This window comes from Bacillus sp. FSL K6-2869, from assembly GCF_040869405.1.
Taxonomy (GTDB): Bacteria; Bacillota; Bacilli; order Bacillales; family Bacillaceae; genus Bacillus; species Bacillus altitudinis.
This window is the reverse complement of sequence record NZ_CP152035.1, coordinates 2,339,063-2,358,977: the sequence shown is the minus strand read 5'-3', so window position 1 is coordinate 2,358,977 and position 19,915 is coordinate 2,339,063. Positions and strand designations below refer to the sequence as shown.

Annotated in this window: 23 protein-coding genes and 1 tRNA gene; 19 read left to right on the top strand and 5 right to left on the bottom strand. The window is 40.2% G+C overall.

Going from position 1 to position 19,915, the window contains the following annotated elements:
- Nucleotides 1–39: 39 nt before the first annotated feature.
- Genes pstC through pstB (MHI58_RS12175) form a run of 4 tightly spaced genes read left to right on the top strand, consistent with a single transcriptional unit; the run spans nucleotide 40 to nucleotide 3,484 of the window.
- Nucleotides 40–966: a phosphate ABC transporter permease subunit PstC gene (pstC, locus tag MHI58_RS12190; RefSeq protein ID WP_017357999.1), complete on the top strand. Its 927-nt coding sequence runs from the start codon at nucleotides 40–42 to the stop codon at nucleotides 964–966.
- Nucleotides 966–1,850, top strand: coding sequence for a phosphate ABC transporter permease PstA (pstA, locus tag MHI58_RS12185; RefSeq protein ID WP_007501259.1), 885 nt, complete (start codon nucleotides 966–968; stop codon nucleotides 1,848–1,850). Before pstC ends, pstA begins: the two co-directional genes overlap by 1 nt.
- A 32-nt stretch (nucleotides 1,851–1,882) precedes the next feature.
- A complete protein-coding gene (gene pstB / locus MHI58_RS12180) occupies nucleotides 1,883–2,686 on the top strand; it encodes a phosphate ABC transporter ATP-binding protein PstB (protein WP_197077750.1) in 804 nt (267 codons plus the stop codon).
- 15 nt (nucleotides 2,687–2,701) lie between these two features.
- On the top strand, nucleotides 2,702–3,484 hold the full coding sequence (gene pstB, locus MHI58_RS12175) for a phosphate ABC transporter ATP-binding protein PstB (RefSeq protein WP_017367606.1): 783 nt from the start codon (nucleotides 2,702–2,704) through the stop codon (nucleotides 3,482–3,484).
- Nucleotides 3,485–3,528: 44 nt separating this feature from the next.
- Here the strand turns inward: pstB (MHI58_RS12175) and MHI58_RS12170 are convergent, their stop codons facing one another.
- Nucleotides 3,529–4,029 carry an endolytic transglycosylase MltG gene (locus MHI58_RS12170; RefSeq protein ID WP_045034377.1) on the bottom strand — a complete coding sequence of 167 codons (501 nt, stop codon included), beginning with the start codon at nucleotides 4,027–4,029 and terminating at the stop codon, nucleotides 3,529–3,531.
- Entirely contained in the window at nucleotides 4,026–4,373 is a 348-nt protein-coding gene (locus MHI58_RS12165; RefSeq protein WP_003217285.1) for a hypothetical protein, read from the bottom strand. The genes MHI58_RS12170 and MHI58_RS12165 overlap by 4 nt, the downstream gene beginning before the upstream one ends.
- Before the next feature lie 450 nt (nucleotides 4,374–4,823).
- Here MHI58_RS12165 and rpmG point away from each other — a divergent pair, with 450 nt between their 5' ends.
- The 10 genes from rpmG to MHI58_RS12115 all read left to right on the top strand — a co-directional run bounded on the left by rpmG (nucleotide 4,824) and on the right by MHI58_RS12115 (nucleotide 14,376).
- Nucleotides 4,824–4,973, top strand: coding sequence for a 50S ribosomal protein L33 (rpmG, locus tag MHI58_RS12160; protein ID WP_008360061.1), 150 nt, complete (start codon nucleotides 4,824–4,826; stop codon nucleotides 4,971–4,973).
- A gap of 49 nt (nucleotides 4,974–5,022) precedes the next feature.
- Complete coding sequence (locus MHI58_RS12155; RefSeq protein ID WP_045034376.1) at nucleotides 5,023–5,583, top strand: 5-formyltetrahydrofolate cyclo-ligase; 561 nt, start codon at nucleotides 5,023–5,025, stop codon at nucleotides 5,581–5,583.
- A gap of 439 nt (nucleotides 5,584–6,022) precedes the next feature.
- On the top strand, nucleotides 6,023–6,196 hold the full coding sequence (locus tag MHI58_RS12150) for a hypothetical protein (protein ID WP_017367602.1): 174 nt from the start codon (nucleotides 6,023–6,025) through the stop codon (nucleotides 6,194–6,196).
- A gap of 86 nt (nucleotides 6,197–6,282) precedes the next feature.
- The gene (locus tag MHI58_RS12145; protein WP_045034375.1) at nucleotides 6,283–7,821 is read left to right on the top strand and encodes a rhomboid family intramembrane serine protease; all 1,539 of its coding nucleotides are present in this window, start codon (nucleotides 6,283–6,285) and stop codon (nucleotides 7,819–7,821) included.
- A gap of 70 nt (nucleotides 7,822–7,891) precedes the next feature.
- Complete coding sequence (locus MHI58_RS12140) at nucleotides 7,892–8,095, top strand: YqgQ family protein (RefSeq protein ID WP_008342322.1); 204 nt, start codon at nucleotides 7,892–7,894, stop codon at nucleotides 8,093–8,095.
- A 13-nt stretch (nucleotides 8,096–8,108) separates the two neighbouring features.
- The gene (locus MHI58_RS12135; protein WP_045034374.1) at nucleotides 8,109–9,062 is read left to right on the top strand and encodes an ROK family glucokinase; all 954 of its coding nucleotides are present in this window, start codon (nucleotides 8,109–8,111) and stop codon (nucleotides 9,060–9,062) included.
- Nucleotides 9,063–9,274: 212 nt separating this feature from the next.
- Nucleotides 9,275–11,194 carry an LTA synthase family protein gene (locus MHI58_RS12130; protein ID WP_025207626.1) on the top strand — a complete coding sequence of 640 codons (1,920 nt, stop codon included), beginning with the start codon at nucleotides 9,275–9,277 and terminating at the stop codon, nucleotides 11,192–11,194.
- 84 nt (nucleotides 11,195–11,278) lie between these two features.
- Entirely contained in the window at nucleotides 11,279–12,400 is a 1,122-nt protein-coding gene (locus MHI58_RS12125; RefSeq protein WP_041506951.1) for a M14 family metallocarboxypeptidase, read from the top strand.
- 330 nt (nucleotides 12,401–12,730) lie between these two features.
- Nucleotides 12,731–13,984 carry an MFS transporter gene (locus MHI58_RS12120; protein ID WP_041506952.1) on the top strand — a complete coding sequence of 418 codons (1,254 nt, stop codon included), beginning with the start codon at nucleotides 12,731–12,733 and terminating at the stop codon, nucleotides 13,982–13,984.
- Nucleotides 13,985–14,061: 77 nt separating this feature from the next.
- A complete protein-coding gene (locus MHI58_RS12115; protein ID WP_017367597.1) occupies nucleotides 14,062–14,376 on the top strand; it encodes an MTH1187 family thiamine-binding protein in 315 nt (104 codons plus the stop codon).
- A gap of 24 nt (nucleotides 14,377–14,400) precedes the next feature.
- Here MHI58_RS12115 and MHI58_RS12110 read toward each other — a convergent pair whose 3' ends face one another.
- Nucleotides 14,401–14,574, bottom strand: a complete 174-nt coding sequence (locus MHI58_RS12110) for a DUF2759 domain-containing protein (protein WP_003217333.1) — start codon at nucleotides 14,572–14,574, stop codon at nucleotides 14,401–14,403.
- Nucleotides 14,575–14,734: 160 nt separating this feature from the next.
- Between MHI58_RS12110 and MHI58_RS12105 the strand changes: the two genes are divergently transcribed.
- Nucleotides 14,735–15,373: an MBL fold metallo-hydrolase gene (locus tag MHI58_RS12105; RefSeq protein WP_017357989.1), complete on the top strand. Its 639-nt coding sequence runs from the start codon at nucleotides 14,735–14,737 to the stop codon at nucleotides 15,371–15,373.
- Between the two features lie 48 nt (nucleotides 15,374–15,421).
- Here the strand turns inward: MHI58_RS12105 and MHI58_RS12100 are convergent, their stop codons facing one another.
- The gene (locus tag MHI58_RS12100; RefSeq protein ID WP_003217440.1) at nucleotides 15,422–15,664 is read right to left on the bottom strand and encodes a DUF2626 domain-containing protein; all 243 of its coding nucleotides are present in this window, start codon (nucleotides 15,662–15,664) and stop codon (nucleotides 15,422–15,424) included.
- A 212-nt stretch (nucleotides 15,665–15,876) separates the two neighbouring features.
- Here MHI58_RS12100 and MHI58_RS12095 point away from each other — a divergent pair, with 212 nt between their 5' ends.
- A complete protein-coding gene (locus tag MHI58_RS12095; protein WP_007501232.1) occupies nucleotides 15,877–16,257 on the top strand; it encodes a Spx/MgsR family RNA polymerase-binding regulatory protein in 381 nt (126 codons plus the stop codon).
- Nucleotides 16,258–16,312: 55 nt separating this feature from the next.
- Here the strand turns inward: MHI58_RS12095 and MHI58_RS12090 are convergent.
- Nucleotides 16,313–16,383, bottom strand: a tRNA-Gln gene (locus tag MHI58_RS12090).
- Between the two features lie 98 nt (nucleotides 16,384–16,481).
- Here MHI58_RS12090 and MHI58_RS12085 point away from each other — a divergent pair.
- The 3 genes from MHI58_RS12085 to comGB all read left to right on the top strand — a co-directional run bounded on the left by MHI58_RS12085 (nucleotide 16,482) and on the right by comGB (nucleotide 19,902).
- Nucleotides 16,482–17,354 carry an STAS domain-containing protein gene (locus MHI58_RS12085; RefSeq protein ID WP_041506953.1) on the top strand — a complete coding sequence of 291 codons (873 nt, stop codon included), beginning with the start codon at nucleotides 16,482–16,484 and terminating at the stop codon, nucleotides 17,352–17,354.
- Nucleotides 17,355–17,810: 456 nt separating this feature from the next.
- Nucleotides 17,811–18,881 carry a competence type IV pilus ATPase ComGA gene (gene comGA, locus MHI58_RS12080; RefSeq protein ID WP_024718839.1) on the top strand — a complete coding sequence of 357 codons (1,071 nt, stop codon included), beginning with the start codon at nucleotides 17,811–17,813 and terminating at the stop codon, nucleotides 18,879–18,881.
- Complete coding sequence (gene comGB, locus MHI58_RS12075; RefSeq protein ID WP_041506954.1) at nucleotides 18,862–19,902, top strand: competence type IV pilus assembly protein ComGB; 1,041 nt, start codon at nucleotides 18,862–18,864, stop codon at nucleotides 19,900–19,902. Before comGA ends, comGB begins: the two co-directional genes overlap by 20 nt.
- Nucleotides 19,903–19,915: the final 13 nt, after the last annotated feature.

Here is a 19,915-nt window from a genome sequence, read left to right as displayed (position 1 = left end):
ACTTTTCCTTTTATGACATTCATAGGAGTGTAGAAAAAGATGAAACAGATAGAACATACAGAAGCGAGCGATCGACTGATCAGCTCGAAAAAAAATAGGCAAATGGATGAAGTAAGAGGAAGTATTTTGGTGAAATTTTGCGCATTCTTAATGATTGCTGTATCAATTGCCATCACAATCTTCCTTGGCATTAAGGGTTTACAATCTTTCATCGTAAATGGTGTAAGCCCAATTGAGTTCTTAACCAGTATCAATTGGAACCCTACAGCAGAAAATCCGCAATACGGCGCATTTCCGTTTATCTTTGGTTCAATCGCTGTCACGCTTCTATCAGCACTCATAGCAGCACCGCTAGGCATCGCAGGAGCGATCTTTATGACAGAAATTGCACCTGCATGGGGACGGAAAATTCTCCAGCCAGTGATTGAACTGCTTGTAGGGATTCCATCCGTTGTTTACGGATTCATAGGTCTTACAGTATTGGTGCCGTTTATTGGACACTTTAAGTCAAGCGGTTCAGGGCACAGTGTTTTAGCAGGAACGATTGTCCTATCTATTATGATTCTGCCGACTGTTACATCCATTGCAACTGACGCAATGGCTTCACTTCCAAAAAGTTTACGTGAGGGATCGTATGCATTAGGCGCAACAAGGTGGCAAACGATCAGACGTGTTCTTGTACCGGCAGCGCTGCCGACATTAATGACAGCGGTCGTGCTTGGAATGGCAAGAGCATTTGGAGAAGCCCTTGCCGTTCAGATGGTCATTGGAAACACGCGTAATCTACCAGAAAGTATTATGGACACAGCTGGTACATTAACAACCATTATTACGTTAAACATGGGACATACAACGTATGGAAGTGTTGAAAACAATACACTTTGGTCAATGGGACTTGTCCTTCTAGTTGTATCATTTATGTTCATACTCATTATCAGATACTTGTCATCTAGGAGGAAGATTTAATGAATAGCAAAATGACCGATCGTTTTGCCACAATCGTTTTTGGATTATGTGCCGCCATTATTACGGCGATACTTGTTGGCTTGTTTTCTTATATCATCTTCAACGGTGCCAAAGAATTAAATTTTGACTTTTTGACTACCCGCTCAAGTGCGATTGGCTCTGGCGGCGGTATTAGGGATCAGCTGTTTAACTCGTTTTACATTCTATTTATTACGATGCTGTTTACCGTGCCTCTTGGCGTGGGCGGCGGGGTGTACATGGCAGAATATGCACCTCAAAACAAAGTAACCGATTTTATTCGTACATGTATTGAAGTGTTATCCTCTCTGCCATCGATCGTCATCGGTATGTTTGGTTTGCTGATGTTTGTTAATTTAACAGGATGGGGCTATACGATCATCGGAGGAGCCCTTGCGCTGACTGTCTTTAACCTGCCAGTGATGGTCAGGGTGACAGAAGATGCACTTCGATCTGTACCAAAGGATCAAAAGGAAGCATCGCTTGCGCTCGGTGTGACAAAGTGGCATACAGTGAAGACGGTTCTGATCCCAGGTGCGATTCCATCCATTATAACTGGAGCAATTTTAGCATCGGGAAGAGTTTTCGGTGAGGCGGCTGCTCTTCTTTTCACAGCAGGCCTTTCAACACCGCGTCTTGATTTTACAAACTGGAGTCCTTTCTCCGATACGTCACCACTGAATATTTTTAGACCGGCAGAAACATTAGCCGTTCATATATGGAACGTCAATACACAGGGGATTATTCCAGATGCAGAGGCCATTGCAAATGGTGCATCAGCCGTACTTGTGCTCTCTGTATTAGTATTCAACTTAGCAGCTAGATGGCTTGGTTCATTTATTCATAAGAAGCTTACGTCAAAATAAATAGTGAGAGGTGTGAAGGGGATATGGTTCAAATGCTAGCAGAAAAAAAAGAGATTGCAGCAAAAAAGGCTCCACTTCAAGCGGAACAGATTCTACAGGTGCAGGATTTAAGTATTTATTATGGTGAAAAAAGAGCGGTCAATCAAATTTCATTTGAAATTGAAAAAAATGCAATCACTGCATTAATCGGCCCATCAGGGTGCGGAAAATCGACTTTTTTACGCAGTATTAACCGCATGAACGACCTAATTCCAGGTGCACGAAGTGAAGGGGCGATCATGTACGAAGGGTTAAATATTTTGGATGACCGTATTAATGTGGTGAATTTAAGAAGAGAAATCGGGATGGTCTTCCAAAAGCCAAATCCATTTCCTAAATCTATCTACAACAACATTACGCATGCGCTAAAATATGCGGGTGAAAAAAGAAAATCAGTGCTTGATGATGCGGTAGAAGAAAGCTTAACAAAGGCAGCGCTATGGGATGAGGTCAAAGATCGTTTGCACCGCTCTGCCTTATCATTATCAGGTGGCCAGCAGCAGCGTCTCTGTATTGCACGTACCCTTGCGATGAAACCTAGCGTGCTTTTATTAGATGAACCGGCTTCTGCCTTAGACCCGATCTCAAATGCAAAAATTGAAGAGCTATTATCGGAATTGAAACATGATTATTCGATTGTCATTGTCACACACAATATGCAGCAAGCGTTACGTGTATCTGATCATACAGCCTTTTTCCTGAACGGTGATCTAGTGGAATACGATGCGACTGAACGTATCTTTACACGTCCTGAGCAGCAAAAAACAGAAGACTATATTAATGGTCGATTCGGATAAGGCGGGTGGATTTTGATGAATGCAGTAGCAACTGAAACAGCCAAAAAAGAAGTGTTTCGTGTGAATGATATGAACCTTTGGTACGGTCAGCATCACGCACTGAAGCATATTGATTTAGACATTAAAGAGCATGAGGTCACAGCGATTATCGGTCCGTCCGGCTGCGGAAAGTCAACATTTATAAAGACTTTAAATCTCATGGTCAAAACAGTGCCAGGTGTGAAAATCACCGGGGATATGATGTATAACGGTGACAATATTTTAAAAGGCCGTGTCGATCTAGTGGAACTGCGTAAAAACGTCGGGATGGTCTTTCAAAAAGGAAACCCATTCCCTCAGTCTATCTTTGATAATGTCGTCTACGGGCCAAGAATTCACGGGGTGAAGAGCAAGCAGCAATTGAAAGAAATCGCTGAAAAAGCGCTTCGTGATGTTGCCCTTTGGGATGAAGTGAAAGATCGATTAAGTGCGCCTGCATTAGGTCTTTCTGGTGGTCAGCAGCAGCGTCTTTGTATCGCAAGAGCCATTGCCACAAGCCCAGATATTCTATTAATGGATGAACCAACATCTGCGCTTGATCCTGTTTCAACATTAAAGATTGAAGAATTAATCATGAAACTGAAAGAGAAATATACGATTGCCATTGTGACGCATAATATGCAGCAAGCGGCAAGGGTATCCGACCGAACAGCGTTCTTCTTGATGGGCGAGCTTGTTGAGGTCAATGATACGAATGTGATGTTCTCAGAGCCAAATGATCAAAGAACAAATGATTATATATCAGGACGATTTGGATAATCAAAAACCCCCTGGAGGTCAATGCCGCCAGAGGGTTTTTGATGTTATTTTGTTAAGGCTTTGACAATTTGTTTGAATGTCATACCTGTTTTTAAATTGAATTTGCCGGCACGAATTTCTTTATGGTAGCCTGCGTCTATCACGTAATCATTAAAATCTTTAGACGAGTTGATGATTCCGTCCTTTTCAAGCATGTCTGAAACATCACTTGTGCTCATACCGTTTTTAATCACGAATTTAACCGTTTTGCCTTTTGGCTTGTCCGTTGTTTGTTTATCGTTCTGAGAATCGCCGTCTTCACTTGCTTTCAGCGCTTTTTCTTTATAATCTAGAAGTTGTTGATATGTTTCACGGCTGACGGAGACTTCTTTTTTAGAGTCTAAGTAATTTTTTACGTCAGTGTCTGTCACTTTCGCTGCGAGGGTTTCTTTTGTTGTAGAATCTGCTGCCACTTCATCTTTTCCAGTAAGGAAAAAGACGATCGCCAGAACACCAGTTGCAAGAATCATACCTGCTGCAAACGTTTGGATGCTTTTTTTCGTCATACAAGCACCCTCTCGTTGTCTTTAATGATCATGTTCACATCTTCTACAGATACATGCTCAGCGCGCGCAATGGCCTCAGGAGACATGCCATTTTGATGCTTTGAAATGATTTGTCTTGCAATAGATGGATCAATTTCTGAATGCTTGCGGACAACGATGTTTGTTTCAAGCAATTCTTCTTCAAGAACCTTCATTTTCTTTTTCAGTTTATAGATTTCTTGCATTGCAGATAGTTGAAGTGTTTCAAGTTCTTGTTCGACTTCTTTAATCGGCTCTCTTTGAAAATATGAGAATGCGATCAGTACAATACTGACAACAAGCAATCCGATAATTGCAATTTCCATGTTTCATCACCTTTTATTCATATTTTAATGCTGAAAGCCAAAAAAGGCTCTCATGTTTGTTTCAGACAGTTTTCGACCCTTCTTTTTTATACCATAAAAAAGCTAGTTTCAAAAGGAATTGCTGAAAAAATCACCTTTTTTTCATCATTTTTCTTTTTATAGGGAAACCGAGTATGAAAACCTTGCCCGCTGTTAAAATAAAAGAAGACGGATCAGATGAAAAAAAGCTGTGGAACGAAGAGGGGTTCTCATGTATACAGTACGACAAAGAACGTGTTTTTATAGGGGAGAAGGCGATTTTTCATCACATGACCAGACAATATGGATCAGGATGCGGGTGGAATGCATTGAAAAATGAAATTGGTGAAAAAACATTCTAGCATTCCTTAGCTAGAAGTGGTATTATAGTTAGGTCTGAATGTGAATTGATTTTAGTTTGGAGGGAAAAACATGCGCGTAAATATTACTCTAGCTTGCACTGAATGCGGTGAGCGTAACTATATTACTAAAAAGAATAAGCGAAACAATCCAGATCGCGTTGAATTCAAAAAGTATTGCTCACGTGATAAAAAACAAACTTTACATCGTGAAACAAAGTAAGCAGCAGGGAATTTTCCTGCTGTTTTTTTATGATGGGAGATGAACCTGTATGAAAAAGGAGCTCCGCCTTCAAACATTAGCCATGCTTGATCAGATAAGCGCTGAAGAGTTCAATCGCCACGCCGCTCTACTTCATGAACACGTGTTGCAGCTGCCAGCATGGAAACAGGCGAAAACGATTGCTTTGACTATGTCTAGGGGAAAAGAAATACCGACAATGCCTCTGATTGAAAAAGCGTGGGAAGAAGGAAAAACAGTTTGTATTCCCACCTGTTTTCCGAAAACAAAAGAGATGGTGTTTTATGAATATACACCTGAAACAAAGATGACATCCAGCTACTTTGGGCTATTGGAGCCAGACCCTCTTGAGTCTACAGCTGTACATAAAGAAGCCATTGATTTGATCATTGTCCCTGGGGTGTGCTTCGATCAGCGTGGTTACCGGATTGGGTTTGGTGGGGGCTATTATGATCGCTACTTAGCGGACTACCACGGCGTAACCATTGCCCTTTGTTTGTCTTTACAGCAGACGAGGCATATTCCGGCTGAAGCGCACGACATACCGGTATCTATGATTGTCAGTGAAAAAGGTACGTTATATCAAAAGTGAAAGCCCGCTCATTGTCCAAAAACGGGCTTTTTGTGTTGAGCTCGTTTCATTAGCTCAGGGCATTTTAGCTAGTAGGAGTCATATATTGAAAAAATTTCGAGGAAAGAAAAGATACTTCCGTAATTTGTGGTAGGAAGTGAATACTTTTGACTTACAACTTGATCATGATTCATGGGTTTATTTTTGGCATACGCACCTTGATTTTTTTTGTAGTCGGAAAAATAAGAAGAGAGCATATCAAAGCGTTCAAAGATTTAATCGCCCTTCATCAATTTGACGTTTCTTATGATTAATCTGAGTGTGAAGAGGTCTATTATATTCAATCAAAAGAACAAGGGATTAGAGTGTGAAAGTAGATCGCATGGTAAGAGATAAAAATGTTGGTTTATGCATAAACAAATCCTATTTAAGCCACGATACGAACATAGGAGGGAATATGATGAATAAAATGATTTGGAGCATTGTGTTCACACTGTTTGCATTCGTTCTTGTGCAAAATCGTTATCGGCTCATGAATTTGATCTTAGGTCAAAACCAAGTGCGTCACTTTTTTATTAAATGGCTGATGAAAATCCCATATTTTCGGACGAAATTTATTCGCCAAGCATTCTAATCCCGCAAAAGCCGGGATTTTTTTGTTGAGAAATGCGTATAAGAGTAATTCTTGCTATAATAATGTAAAAAATGGAGCGCGAATGAATGAATGTCATAGATAGTCTATTTTGGCGAGTGATTGATGAACTCAGACAAAAAGGATACGAGATGATTCAAAGTCCGTACCCAGAAGATGAAATCTTTTTTGAAGCACCACGAAACTCAGGATATGATCTCATCCGTCTCTATAGAAGAGATGTGAATTTTAGACAGGAGATCGTTCGAGATATGGAAGAGCAGGCCTTTCGGATGAATCAGTTGAGAGAAGCCATGCGTAAACGTTCTCTTCATCTCCTGCAGCTACAATTTACAGCTGATCATCCAGTAGATGATTGGGAAGACATAAACGGTCAACCGCAAAAACAACAAAAGGTGACGGTGACACCTGTTTTACTGAATGAAGAAACCCTTCAAAACGATGGACACGAGCTGCAAAAATGGCTGAATACATCACTCTCGATTGATGTAGAAGAGGCGAAGGCAGATACAGCCGAAGATGTAATGCAGCTTAAAATGAACGTGCTTCAGGCATTTCAAGATCAGGAAAAGCAACGTGAACGAGAACGGGCCGTTTTTCAAAATGGCAGACCGATTTTCACCTACTTGTTAATCGCAGTTCAAGTGGTGATGTTTCTTTTACTCGAATTATCTGGTGGAAGTACCAATACAGCCACTTTAACAGCATTTGGTGCGAAGAATAATGTGCTGATACTAGAGGGTGAATGGTGGCGTTTTGTGACACCTATGTTTTTACACATTGGTTTGACGCATTTACTCTTTAATACATTTGCTCTTTGGTCCGTTGGAGCAGCTGTTGAGAGAATTTATGGTTCAGGAAGATTTTTGCTGATTTATTTAGTTTCCGGCATCTTTGGCTCCATAGCGAGCTTTGTGTTTAATACAGCCATCGCAGCAGGAGCATCAGGTGCGATCTTTGGCTGTTTAGGCGCATTGTTATATTTAGCGATCTCTAACCGGAAGCTCTTCTTTCGTACGATGGGGACAAATATTATCGTGATTATCCTCATCAACTTAGGGATAGGTTTCACTGTATCAGGGATTGATAATGCAGGGCATCTTGGGGGGCTCGCTGGGGGATTTTTAGCCGCTTTAGCGGTCCGTCTTCCTAAACAGTTTCAGCCTGTCAAAATGCTTCTTGCTAGTCTTCTTCTCCTCCTTATTGGCGGCTTTGGATTGTATACAGGGTTTCATTCAGACGATCAAAAAGAAGCGGCGGCAACTAGCGAGGCAGCGAGTTTATTTGATGAAAAGAACTATAGCGAAGCAAGTCAGCGTCTAGAGGAATATGTAAAGCAAAAGGATGCCTCAGCTGAAGCACTTCATATATATGCGCTTTCCGAAGCGCAGCTTGGACATCTTGACAAGGCCATTGAGTATTTGCAAAAGTCGCTTGAAAAAGATCCAAATGAGCCGAATAAATTGTATCACTTATCGTTGTTGTATGTAGAAAAAGGCGAGACAGCGGAAGCAGACGACTTCATCGAAAAAGCATTAAAACAAGATCCGCAAAATGACCAATTTTTAAAGTTGAAACAATATATTGAAAACACTCAAACACGTTGAATGACTTGACTGAAAGCGTATTTATGAATACGCTTATCCTATCTGTTGATTTAGAGAAATGGTGAAAATAATGAAAACGTTATATGATGTACAGCAGCTGCTCATGAGATTTGGAAATTACGTGTATTTCGGAGATCGTGAAGTGGAATTAGAATTTATGGCAGATGAATTGAAGGAAATGTACACATCGGGCATCATCGATCGAACTGAATGGTCAAACGCAATGACCATCCTTCAAATGGAACTAGCCAAATTAAATCGAAAAACAATGTGAAGGTGGAGGACATATGACAGGGGATTGGTTTGTAGGAGTTGATCTTGGCGGTACGACAATTAAGCTTGCGTTTATTAATCTTTATGGTGAAATTCAGCATAAGTGGGAGATTCCTACGGATAAATCTGGGCAGACAATTACAGTCGACATTGCCAAGTCAATTGATCATAAACTAGTTGAGATCAGCATGCCGAAATCAGCCCTAATTGGGATCGGTATGGGGGCACCTGGACCAGTGGATAAAGTATCCGGAATTGTCTATAAAACAACGAATCTGGGCTGGACAAACTATCCCTTGAAAGACCATTTAGAGGCAGAGACAGGACTTCCATCTGTCATCGAAAATGATGCGAACATTGCTGCACTCGGTGAAATGTGGAAGGGTGCAGGTGATGGCGCCAAAAACATCCTGATGGTTACACTGGGCACAGGGGTTGGCGGCGGTATTATTGTCAATGGAGAAGTGGTTCAAGGCGAAACAGGTGCTGGTGGAGAAATTGGCCATATTTGTGCCGTTCCATTTCAAGGAGCACCATGTAACTGCGGGAGAACAGGCTGTATTGAAACCATTGCGTCTGCCACAGGGATCGTCCGAATCGCAAAGGATACATTACAAACAAAGAGCCATACATCATCACTTGGCTCACTTACTTCGCTCTCTGCAAAGGATGTATTTGAGGCAGCAGAAAACGGAGACGAACTTGGGATGCATGTCGTAGATGAAGTAACAACCCATCTTGGTCTTGTCCTTGCGAATCTAGCCAGTGCCTTAAACCCAACAAAAATCGTCATTGGCGGCGGTGTATCTAAAGCGGGCGAGCTTCTTCGCAGTAAAGTAGAGCGTGTCGTCAAACATCATGCCTTCCCGCCATGTGCTGAGGATGTTGAAGTGGTGATTGCCTCACTAGGAAACGATGCAGGCGTGATCGGCGGTGCATGGATGGCAAAAAACAAGTGGCTGTTTTGAACAAAAATGTCATAATGATGTCATTTTTATTAAAATCAGCGATAGATAGGCATGAAATTGAATGTTTAGCATATTCATAAGTTTGTCATGGGGAAAAAGACATTGATTTTCCAGCATAGACAGGATAAGATATACTTTAGTTATTTTTGAAGAAGCACCAATAATTGGGGATGTCCCTAACCTGAGTGCGTTTTTAGCATAAGGAGGTTACAATGCGAAAGAAAAGATTAAAGGCGATTTCATTTTTACTGATTGCGACTTTGTTAATGTGGGTGAAAACCTATGTTATCTATAAATCTAGTTTTAATATCAAAATTGAAAATTTCATGCAGGAATTTATCCTGTTTATTAATCCGCTTAGCTTTCTCTTGTTTATCTTCGGTATCGGTTTATTCTTTAAAGAAAAAAATCGCAATCGATATATCATCGTGACGAGTTTTGTTCTGACATTTATTTTATTAGCTAACATTGTATTTTATCGATTCTACAGTGATTTTCTAACCATCCCCGTCCTATTTCAAACAAACAATATGGGTGACCTCGGGTCAAGTATTACCTCTTTAATTGAACCAGTTGATTTTCTGATGTTTGTTGATATCATCATTTTAATTTGGCTCTATAAAAAACAGCCTTCCTTTAGAACAGATGTAACGATTTCACGTAAGGGACGTGCAGCTTATTATTTATTTGTGGCAGCCACTTTCTTTTTTAACCTTGGTTTGGCTGAAACAGAAAGACCAGAGCTGTTAACTCGTTCATTTGACCGTGAGATGCTAGTGAAAAACATCAGCTTATATAACTTCCATATTTATGATGGGGTTCTGCAATCGAAGCAATCCGCTCAGCGAGCACTTGCCGACAGCAATAGCTTAACTGAAATTGAAAACTATGTAAGCGCAAATCAAACAGACCGTAATGAAAAGACGTTTGGTCAAGCAAAAGGACGAAATGTCATTTTAGTATCGCTTGAGTCTACTCAGAGCTTTGTGATCAATGAAAAATTGAATGGGAAAGAGATCACGCCGTTCTTAAACAAATTGATCAAGAAAAGCTACAATTTCAGTAATTTCTATCATCAAACGGGTCAAGGGAAAACATCGGACTCCGAGTTTATTGTTGATAATTCACTCTATCCGCTTGGAAGAGGAGCTGTATTTTTCACAAATCCAAGCAACGAGTTCAAAGCCGCACCTGAGTTGTTAAAAGAGGAAGGCTATCATTCTTCTGTTATTCATGCGAATAACAAAAGTTTCTGGAACCGTGACCTGATCTATGACAGCTTTGGCTACGACAAATTTTTTGATATTAAATCATTCGATGTAAATGAAGAAAATTCAGTTGGCTGGGGACTAAAAGATGGTCCGTTTTTTGAGCAGTCAGTAGATTTAATGAAAACGATCCCGCAACCGTTCTATACGAGATTGATTACATTAACGAACCATTTTCCATTTGACTTAGATGAAGAAGATAAGCTCATTGATGAATATGACTCAAAGAGCAAAACGTTGAACAAATACTTCCCTACAGTGCGTTATCAAGATGAGGCACTAAAGCTTTTCTTTAAAAAAATGAAGGAAGCAGGGTTATACGATAATTCCATTTTTGTGTTATATGGTGATCACTACGGGATTTCTGAAAACCATAACGAAGCAATGGGACAATTCTTAAACAAAGACATTACACCTTTTGAAGAAGTTCAGCTTCAAAAAGTACCATTTGTTGTACACATTCCTGGTATCACGGATAAACATCCAAAAGAGATTGATACAGTTGGCGGGCAAGTAGATATCCGTCCAACAGTCATGAACCTTCTAGGAATCGATACAAGCAAGCAAATTCAATTTGGTCATGACCTATTATCAAAAGATACAAATGACTTCACAGTGCTTCGAGATGGAAGTTTTATTACGAAGGACAGTGTTTTTACAGCTGGTGTGTGCTACAACAAAGAAACGGGTGAGCCGAGAGAAGATGAGTCTGGTTGTCAGTCTTATGAAGAAAAGGCAAAACAAGAGCTTCAATTCTCTGATCAAATTATCTATGGAGATCTCCTTAGATTTTATGACCGAAACAACTCGGACCATTCACCATCTAAAAAAGAAGATGACACTGAGCTAAAAAAGGCGTCTTAATTTAAAAGAAAACCTCTGCTATTTACATGCAGAGGTTTTCTTTTTTTACTTACTGGTTCATATAGTGTAAGAGGAGGGATGTAAATGAAAAAGTCGTTTGGCACAATTGAATGGCATCTGGATGAGGCAAGGAAGGAGGATGTGGCAAAGCAGCTTGGTATAGGGAAAGAAGCTTTCCGTTTGTCCAATCAGTCAAATACGGAGCACCTCCTTTTACCGGGGTATAGACTTCCAGAAGGGACCCATTCATTTCAATCGGTAGGTGATGTGCAAAGCTTCATTGCGCCTTACCGGCTCCAGCAATCAGATGATTGGATCAGCGGAACATTTGAATATGATAGCGCTCACTTAGAACGAGAGCTTCAATATTTGAAAGCTGTTTTTCCTTTTCTTCAGATGAGTGTGATTGGTCAATCAGTGCTTGATACGCCCATTTATGAAATCCGTACGGAGCCTGTACAACATTTACATTCCATACATGTTAATGCCTCTTTTCATGCAAATGAATGGATCACGACCTCCGTTTTATTAAAATGGCTTAAATCACTTTGTTTAGCGGCATCGGACCCAGTGCAAGCAAGACATCACGAAGCGGTTCGTATATTGCAGACCACTGCTTTGTCTATTGTCCCGATGGTAAATCCAGACGGTGTTGATTTGGTTCGCAATGGTCCAGAATCTTTAGGGTTGTGCCGTGAGGAGTTCGCACCGCTAAATGGTGGATTTTCCGATTATCGAGAATGGAAGGCGAATATTCGAGGAATTGATTTAAACAATCAATTTCCTGCTTATTGGGAAATCGAATATTATCGTAATAAGCCGAAGGCACCGTCTTATAGGGATTTCCCAGGGCATCAGCCGTTAACAGAACCAGAAGCGAAAGCAATGGCACATCTCGCCTTACGAAAACGCTTTGACCGGTTAATTGCCCTTCATACACAAGGAGAAGAGATATACTGGGGTTTTCTTGGCCACGAACCGGCCATTTCAAAAGAGACGGTCGAACGGTTAGAACGGGTGAGCGGTTACAAAGCGATTCAATATCTTGATAGCTATGCAGGTTATCGAGATTGGTTTATTTATCAATGTAAAAGTGAGGGCTATACGGTGGAACTTGGGCGAGGAAAGAACCCGCTTTCTATGAGTCAATTTGATTCGATCTATGAAAAAACAAAGCGGTTATTGTGGGAAGCATGTAAGTATTAAAAGCACCTAATCGGTGCTTTCAGCGTGTAGACAAACCCTCGCATTCTTTGTCAGTCCTGCGTGCCGGTGCTCACGAATGTGAAATTCACTCCGCGTCAGTACTCGTCCTTCCTAGGGTTGCAAAGGTTTTCTATCACGCTGAAAAGAAGACAAAGGGCTAAAATTAAGTTCATTTTCGCCCTTTGTCAACAATCATTTAATACGTTCAAACCAATCAATTTCTTATGGTCAATAAAAACCGTGCTGATGTGATTGACGAGAGCATCCCTGTAAGCTATTGTGAAAGAGTGGATGTAAAAAAAAGGATATGAATTAGGGAGATGTCGATGATTGAATGCTCAAAGGCTGTGGAAACGGAATTTTACTTATCTATTTGTTTCTAAAATGTGTAAAATTACTGCTGATAGTTTATCTTTTAACACCATTTTGTGGCTTTTAGTGCTAGGGGGAAAAGGAGCAATTGGAACAGCATTTTTTATTGCCGTTAGTTTTGTCCCTCAAGCCATTATTGGGCCGTTTATTACCCCAATGATGAAGCCGCATCAATTGAAATTTTGGATGTGCTTTGCTGATTTAACTCGGGCGGCGATTATTCTTGTGATTGTGGTGAGTTACTTTTATGATTTTTCTCCTTTGGCACTCATCATTGGCGGTATGCTGCTGCATTCAGCGACTGGTGGTTCCTATGAACCAGCTTCGGTGTCCATTATTCCAAAGCTTGTGCATGAAGATGTGATACAAAAGGCGAATGCAACCATTCAATCAGCCAGTCATGTGGTCAGGCTTGTGACTGTGACGATTTGTGGTGTCATGATTGCATTTGTAGGGGTAGGATATACAATGCTTGTGATTATTCCTCTTTACCTCATGTCCGCTTTGCTGGTTTTGCTGATTACATATAAAACGGAAGCGATCATGGATAAAGGAAAAAAAGGATTATCATACGGAAAACGATTAATAAGAGGATTTTCACTTGTGAAAAGTCATCATATTTTGTTTCCATTAGCCATTTTTTGTGTCTGCTCCAATTTTGCTGCGGCACCGTGGGAGGCATTGTCGGTTATTTATTTAACAGAAGATTTACATAGTGGACCAGTAGTATATTCATTCATCAAAGTGACCACGGCATTAGGTGCATTTTTGATGGGATTCGTTTTAACAAAGGTGAAAGTGAATCGATACGGTCTGTTGTTTATCGGGGCAGGGATCGTTGATGGAATTGCATTTTTCATTACAGGGATGAATGCCTTATTACCACTTGTGTTTATATCTGCATTTGCCTTAGGTGCAGCCATCAGTGCAGTCAATGTACCTGAACATACAATGATTCAATTGTCAGTAAAAGCGGAGGATCAGCCACAAGTGTATGCGATTATTAACATGATCTCTTATTTAATGATACCGTTAGGCGCTCTCATTGGTGGTTATATGGCGACGTTATTCGGTTCAGGTTATGTCATTGCAGCAGGAGGACTGATAGAGGCTATTTCAGGTATATGCTTGCTCCTTTTCACAAATATTGGGAAGGTAGAGAGAGCAGATTTGACGATAGAACGGGACAAACCAAGCTTACACGCCACATGATCATGGCATTTTTGAATCGCGATGGGTTACAATGAGAACGAGAAAGAAATAGGATGTCATTGAAAGGAGCAAGAACCATGGCGATAGCAGATGTCACCATCATTCCAATAGGCACTGAGACACCAAGCGTGAGTGCATATGTAGCAGACGTACAAAGATTGTTAGAGGGCTTTCAACAAGAAGGGAAAATCAAATATCAGCTCACACCAATGAATACATTAATTGAAGGGGAGCTATCCGTTTTATTTGAGGTCATTCAGCGTATTCATGAAGCTCCATTTGAAAAGGGTTTACACCGAGTAGCAACCAATATCCGCATAGATGACAGAAGAGATCAAACGACCACCCTTTCAAGCAAATTAGAAAGCGTGAATAAACATTTGAATCAATAGAAAAAGCCTGCTAATTGCAGGCTTTTAATGTGCAGTTGGATAACCGCTATAGATGATGGTCATGACGGTAAACCATCCAAAAACCAAAAATGTGGCGCCAGCGAAAGCAATGGCCAGTACGTTCACTTTTTTGAGTGAGCGATAGATGCCGAGAGCGGCTAAAATCGTGACTAGACCAAAAATAATGACGAGCATCATATGAAAGTCCCCCTTTGTCATCAATCCCCTTGATTTCCTTTCTTTTCATTTTAACCGTTTTCATAAAGCTTGTCGAGTACATTCAAGTTGACGATTGTTTGAATTTTTATTGAATAGCCTTCATAATAAAAAAGAATGAAAAAAGTAGTAGGTGATGAAAATGAATTGGAGAAGAATGCCGCTAGGCTATGTGCAAGCGAACGCATATATTTGGAAAAATGAACAGGGAGAATGTTTAATTTTTGATCCAGGCGGCGAAGCGCAAAAGCTAATTTCTTATGTGAAAGAAAAACAGCTGAAACCACTTGCTGTCTTATTGACACATGCCCATTTTGATCATATTGGTGCAGCAGATGAGGTGCGTCAAGAATGGGGAATTCCGCTTTATGTCCATGAAAAGGAAAAAGAATGGCTGACAAATGCTCAGCTAAACGGTTCAGCTCGACTAATTGGTAACGGAATTACGGTCAAAGAAGCTGAACAATTGATTACGTCAGAAGGACCTCTTCAAATTGGATCGTTTACATTAGAAATGTTCCACACACCAGGTCATTCACCTGGCAGTGTGTCTTACTATTCAGCGGAAGAGGGATTTGTCATTTCTGGTGATACTTTATTCCAAGGCGGTATCGGGAGAACTGATTTAACGGGCGGTAATCAAGACGTGCTGCTTCAATCGATACATGACAAATTGTTGTCATTGCCCGAATCAACTCTTGTGTTAAGTGGACATGGCGAGGAAACAACTGTGCTTACAGAACAGGAGCAAAATCCGTTTATCAATGGGTTTTCTTTATAATAGCACGCACGAAAAAAGCATCTCTTTCAAAGGAGATGCTTTTTTCTATTAATGTCCGGTACCGGGAACCATGATGAAAATCGAATAATATGTAAATCCGGCAAAGAAAATCGTCAAGTACGCTCCGAAAATGTAAATATACATTCTTTCGGATAAATTCAAGTAGGATAAAAATACAAAAAGAACGGTTTGACCGAAGAACAGCAAGGATGCATCTTTCATATGTCCTAAATAGAACATGACAGCAAAAATACCCGTCCAAAACCCAAGAACGCGGAACATGCGATTCATTTCTTTCCCTCCCCTTAAAAAACCCCTTTGATTCATATTATAGCTGATGATCACTTGTTATGTAAACATTTACATTTTTGACAACGTGTGAACATTCATTCTTTCGTTAGAAAAAATTTTTTTGAAAAAGTGATGAAAAAGTGTTTATGCCTAAATGCATGAGGGTACTTAGTCCATAAGAGAAAAGGTTAACGACCTAAGGAGGAAGACTAATGAGTGACATTACTTTTTATTCATACCCAAGCTGCACGTCTTGCCGCAAAACAAAACATTGGTTAAAGGCGAATCAAATTGATTTTAAAGAGCGTCACCTTTTCAGAGAAACGCCAACACTAGACGAATTGAAAAAAATCCTGTCCTTAACAACAGAAGGAATGGATGAAATTTTAGCTACTCGAAGCCAAGCTTTTAAAAGCTTAAATTTAAATATTAATGATCTAAAAGTAAATGAGGTACTTCAGCTTCTCATTGAAAAACCAAAGCTGCTCCGGAGACCTATTATCATTGATGGAAATAAATTAGTGGTCGGCTATAATCCAGGGGAACTCATGAAAATTTCAAAAAAGAAAGCGATTCATCAATCGGTTTCCTAATCAAAAACGAAGATCAGCTGAATGATGTTTCAGCCGTCTTCGTTTTTGTGCTGAACTGGGCTAGCTGGGTTCGAACCAACGATCACGGAGTCAAAGTCCATTGCCTTACCACTTGGCTATAGCCCAATATGAAACGTGTAATGCTATTGTTCACCATCTGCGGTCATTTATACATAAAAGTTGGTTGTCACTAGTTGTAAGTGAAAAAGGAGCGAACGACAGAAATGAAAAATGAAAAATCTGAGCAATTATATGAATTTATTCTTAAAGAAGCCCCTGTCATGACCGAAGAATGGCTGAAAACAAGAACAGAAGAAGGCTCATTATATTCCAAACATGCTTCAGAGGAGACAGAAAAGAAGCTGAAAGAACAAAACACAGCATTTATCCAAACGATTGCAGCAACGTTAGTCACGCTATCAGATAAAGTAGAAGACCATCTAAAAAAGTGGTCAGTTGATATTGCCCGCGATCGAGCTGTTCATGAAGTACCTTTATATGAAATCATCGGACAATTTAAGGTGTTCCGCCACATTTTTTGTTCCAGAATTGAGACCTTTACACAACATACGGAGCTTGAAGTGACACTCAAAGATGTGTGCGATTGGAATCAGCATTTTCACGCCACATTTGATGACATGATTGCACGTTTATCAGAAGAGTATGACCGCGTGACAATCAATCAGCTTAATGCACAAAGAGAAATGATTCAAGAGCTTAGTGCGCCTGTTATTCCAGTTTCAAAAGAGATCGGTATTTTGCCGCTGATTGGTGAAATTGATACGTACAGGGCGAAAATCATTTTGGAATCAGTACTAGAACAGGCATCTAGACTGCGTCTAACCCATTTATTTATTGATATATCTGGCGTTCCCGTTGTTGATACGATGGTTGCTTATCAGCTGTTTAAAGTGGTTGATAGTGCGAAGTTGCTAGGAATTGAGACGATTATATCAGGCATTCGCCCAGAAATCGCTCAAACTGTAGTGAAACTCGGCATTGATTTCTCAAAAGTAAATACTGAACACAGCCTTGCAAAAGCTTTAGAAAAAAGAGGCTTTCGTATCTTTGAAGAGCAGCAGCAAGAAGCAACGTGAACCAAAAAATGTTACTAGTAAAAGTAACGGGTCCGTTGACAAGGAGAAACAATATAATGAGCATATGAATGAGATGACCAATTCGCATACAGATTTGGTCTCTTTTTTTACCCATAAATCAGACACGAAAGGATATTCTTTATCTTCAAATCAGTAATCTATTAAGGAGGATTAAATTTGGAGACACCTCCTTGTAACAGATCATCCATAATGAAAGAACCAAATGAAATGATCATAAAAAGAGGTGCCAATAGCACTTCTTTTTTATTTTCTCCTCTGAACGGAACCCGTTGTTGTAAAAGTCAAATTTTTTGATATGTGCTTCTGTTATTTATAGATGAAATACACCTCAAATTGAACATTTTCACACCTTTTCAGTCATGAAAACCATGAAATACGCTTTTGTCAGGCACGTTGCGCCATCATACAATATGGTCACTGAAAGGAGTGAACCACTTGTATGGTATTGAATATTTGGGGCAAGAGCTGCTAGAAGAGGCGTGCCGCATGAGAGCATCTGATGTGCATATTGTTCCGAGAGAAAAGGAAGCTTCAGTCTCTTTTCGTGTAGACGCTGACCTCATTCAGCAGCGGATCATTGACAAAAAGAGCGGAGAGCGGCTCATTGCTCATTTCAAATTTTTATCTTCTATGGATATTGGTGAAAGAAGGAGACCACAAAATGGATCATTGGCTGTGATGCTAAGACGCGGTCAAGTGTTTGTTCGGCTCTCTACACTACCAACTGTAAATGATGAAAGTCTAGTGATTCGGATTTTACCGCAGGATCATGTGCCGAAAACAAAGTATTTGTCACTGTTCCCGAAGGCTTCAGCGAGATTATTATCGTTTCTGAATCATTCGCATGGGCTCATTTTATTTACAGGACCAACAAATTCAGGGAAAACGACAACACTTTATTCATTGATTCAGTTTGCCAAAAAACATTTTAATCGGAATATTATTACCCTTGAAGATCCTGTGGAAACAAGAAATGAAGAAGTGTTGCAGGTTCAAGTAAATGAAAAAGCTGGTATCACGTATGCGGCAGGTTTACGCGCTATTTTAAGACATGATCCAGATATGATTGTGCTTGGAGAAATAAGAGATGCAGAAACAGCGAGAACAGCTATTAGAGCAGCTTTGACAGGTCATTTAGTCATGAGCACACTGCACGCAAAGAATGCAAAAGGAGCTCTTTATCGAATGCTCGAATTTGGTGTGACGATGAATGAACTCGAACAAACAATGGTTGCCATTGCTGCTCAGCGGTTAATCGAACTCGCATGTCCATTTTGCGGCGAAACGTGTGAGCTTTATTGCAAACTAAATCGGCCAGTCAGACGAACAAATGTATTTGAATTGCTTTACGGAAAGGAGCTTGGTGAGTGTATCAAAGAGGCAAAAGGAGAATACGCTCATTCGTCATACGAAACACTGCAAAGGTTAATTCGGAAAGGAGTGGCACTCGGCTATTTATCAAAAAGCACATATCATCGCTGGGTTTATGAAGAAGCGAACCTCTAAAGCATGGTCTAAAAAAGAACAAGCTGAATTCTTATCGAAACTGGCTCAATTGATTCAAGCTGGATATACATTGGTTGAGGCATTAACGATGGTGAATATTCAGTTATCAAAAAAACAGCAACAGCGATTAACGCCAGGCATTCAGTGGCTGCTTGAAGGGGAGCCTTTTTACGTTGTACTTGAGCGACTTCATTTTCAGCGGGAAGCTGTCGCTATTCTTTGTTTTTCAGAGAAGCATGGCAGCCTAGCGCGAGCTCTTGAACAAAGCGCCCGTTTTCTAGAAAAAAAAATCATGCAGGTAGACACATTCAAGCGTATGTTACGATATCCGATTTTTCTTATGTTTACGGTTTTTGTTGTGCTCATCATTGTTCAGCAAATGATCGTCCCTCAATTTTCTTTATTATATTCATCTATGAATACAAGCATGACATGGCTGATTCAAGGAATGTTTGGCCTCTTCCAATTCCTACACGCTTTGCTGCTTATGATCGGTTGTATATGCATCTGTCTTTTTGGATATTATGAGCTCTTTTTTAAGAAAAAATCGACCCTTGAGAAACTGAAAGTCATCAGCAGGCTGCCGGTGGTATTTAAAGGGGTGCAGCTGATGCATACGTATCTTTTTTCCCTTCAGCTAAGCGGACTTCTTCAAGCTGGATTATCGATTTACGAAAGTTTGCAAGCTTTTAAACAGCAGACCTATTTACCCTTCCTTCAAGAAATGTCTGAACAAATGATAGGGGAGTTAAGAAAAGGTGAGAGTATGGAACATCAAATAAGCCGGTCTCCTTTTTTCGAAAGGCATTTTGCGGCTGTCATTAAGCATGGGGAAGCAAGTGGGATGCTAGCAAGAGAGATGTACACATATAGTCAATTTCTTTTAGAGAATGCAGAATTAAAAATTGAAAAATGGGTTTCATGGCTGCAGCCTGTCATCTATGGCTTAACAGCATTTCTTATACTCATTGTGTATTTATCTATTCTTTTACCAATGTATCAACTAATGGAACAAGTGTGAAAAGGAGGACTAA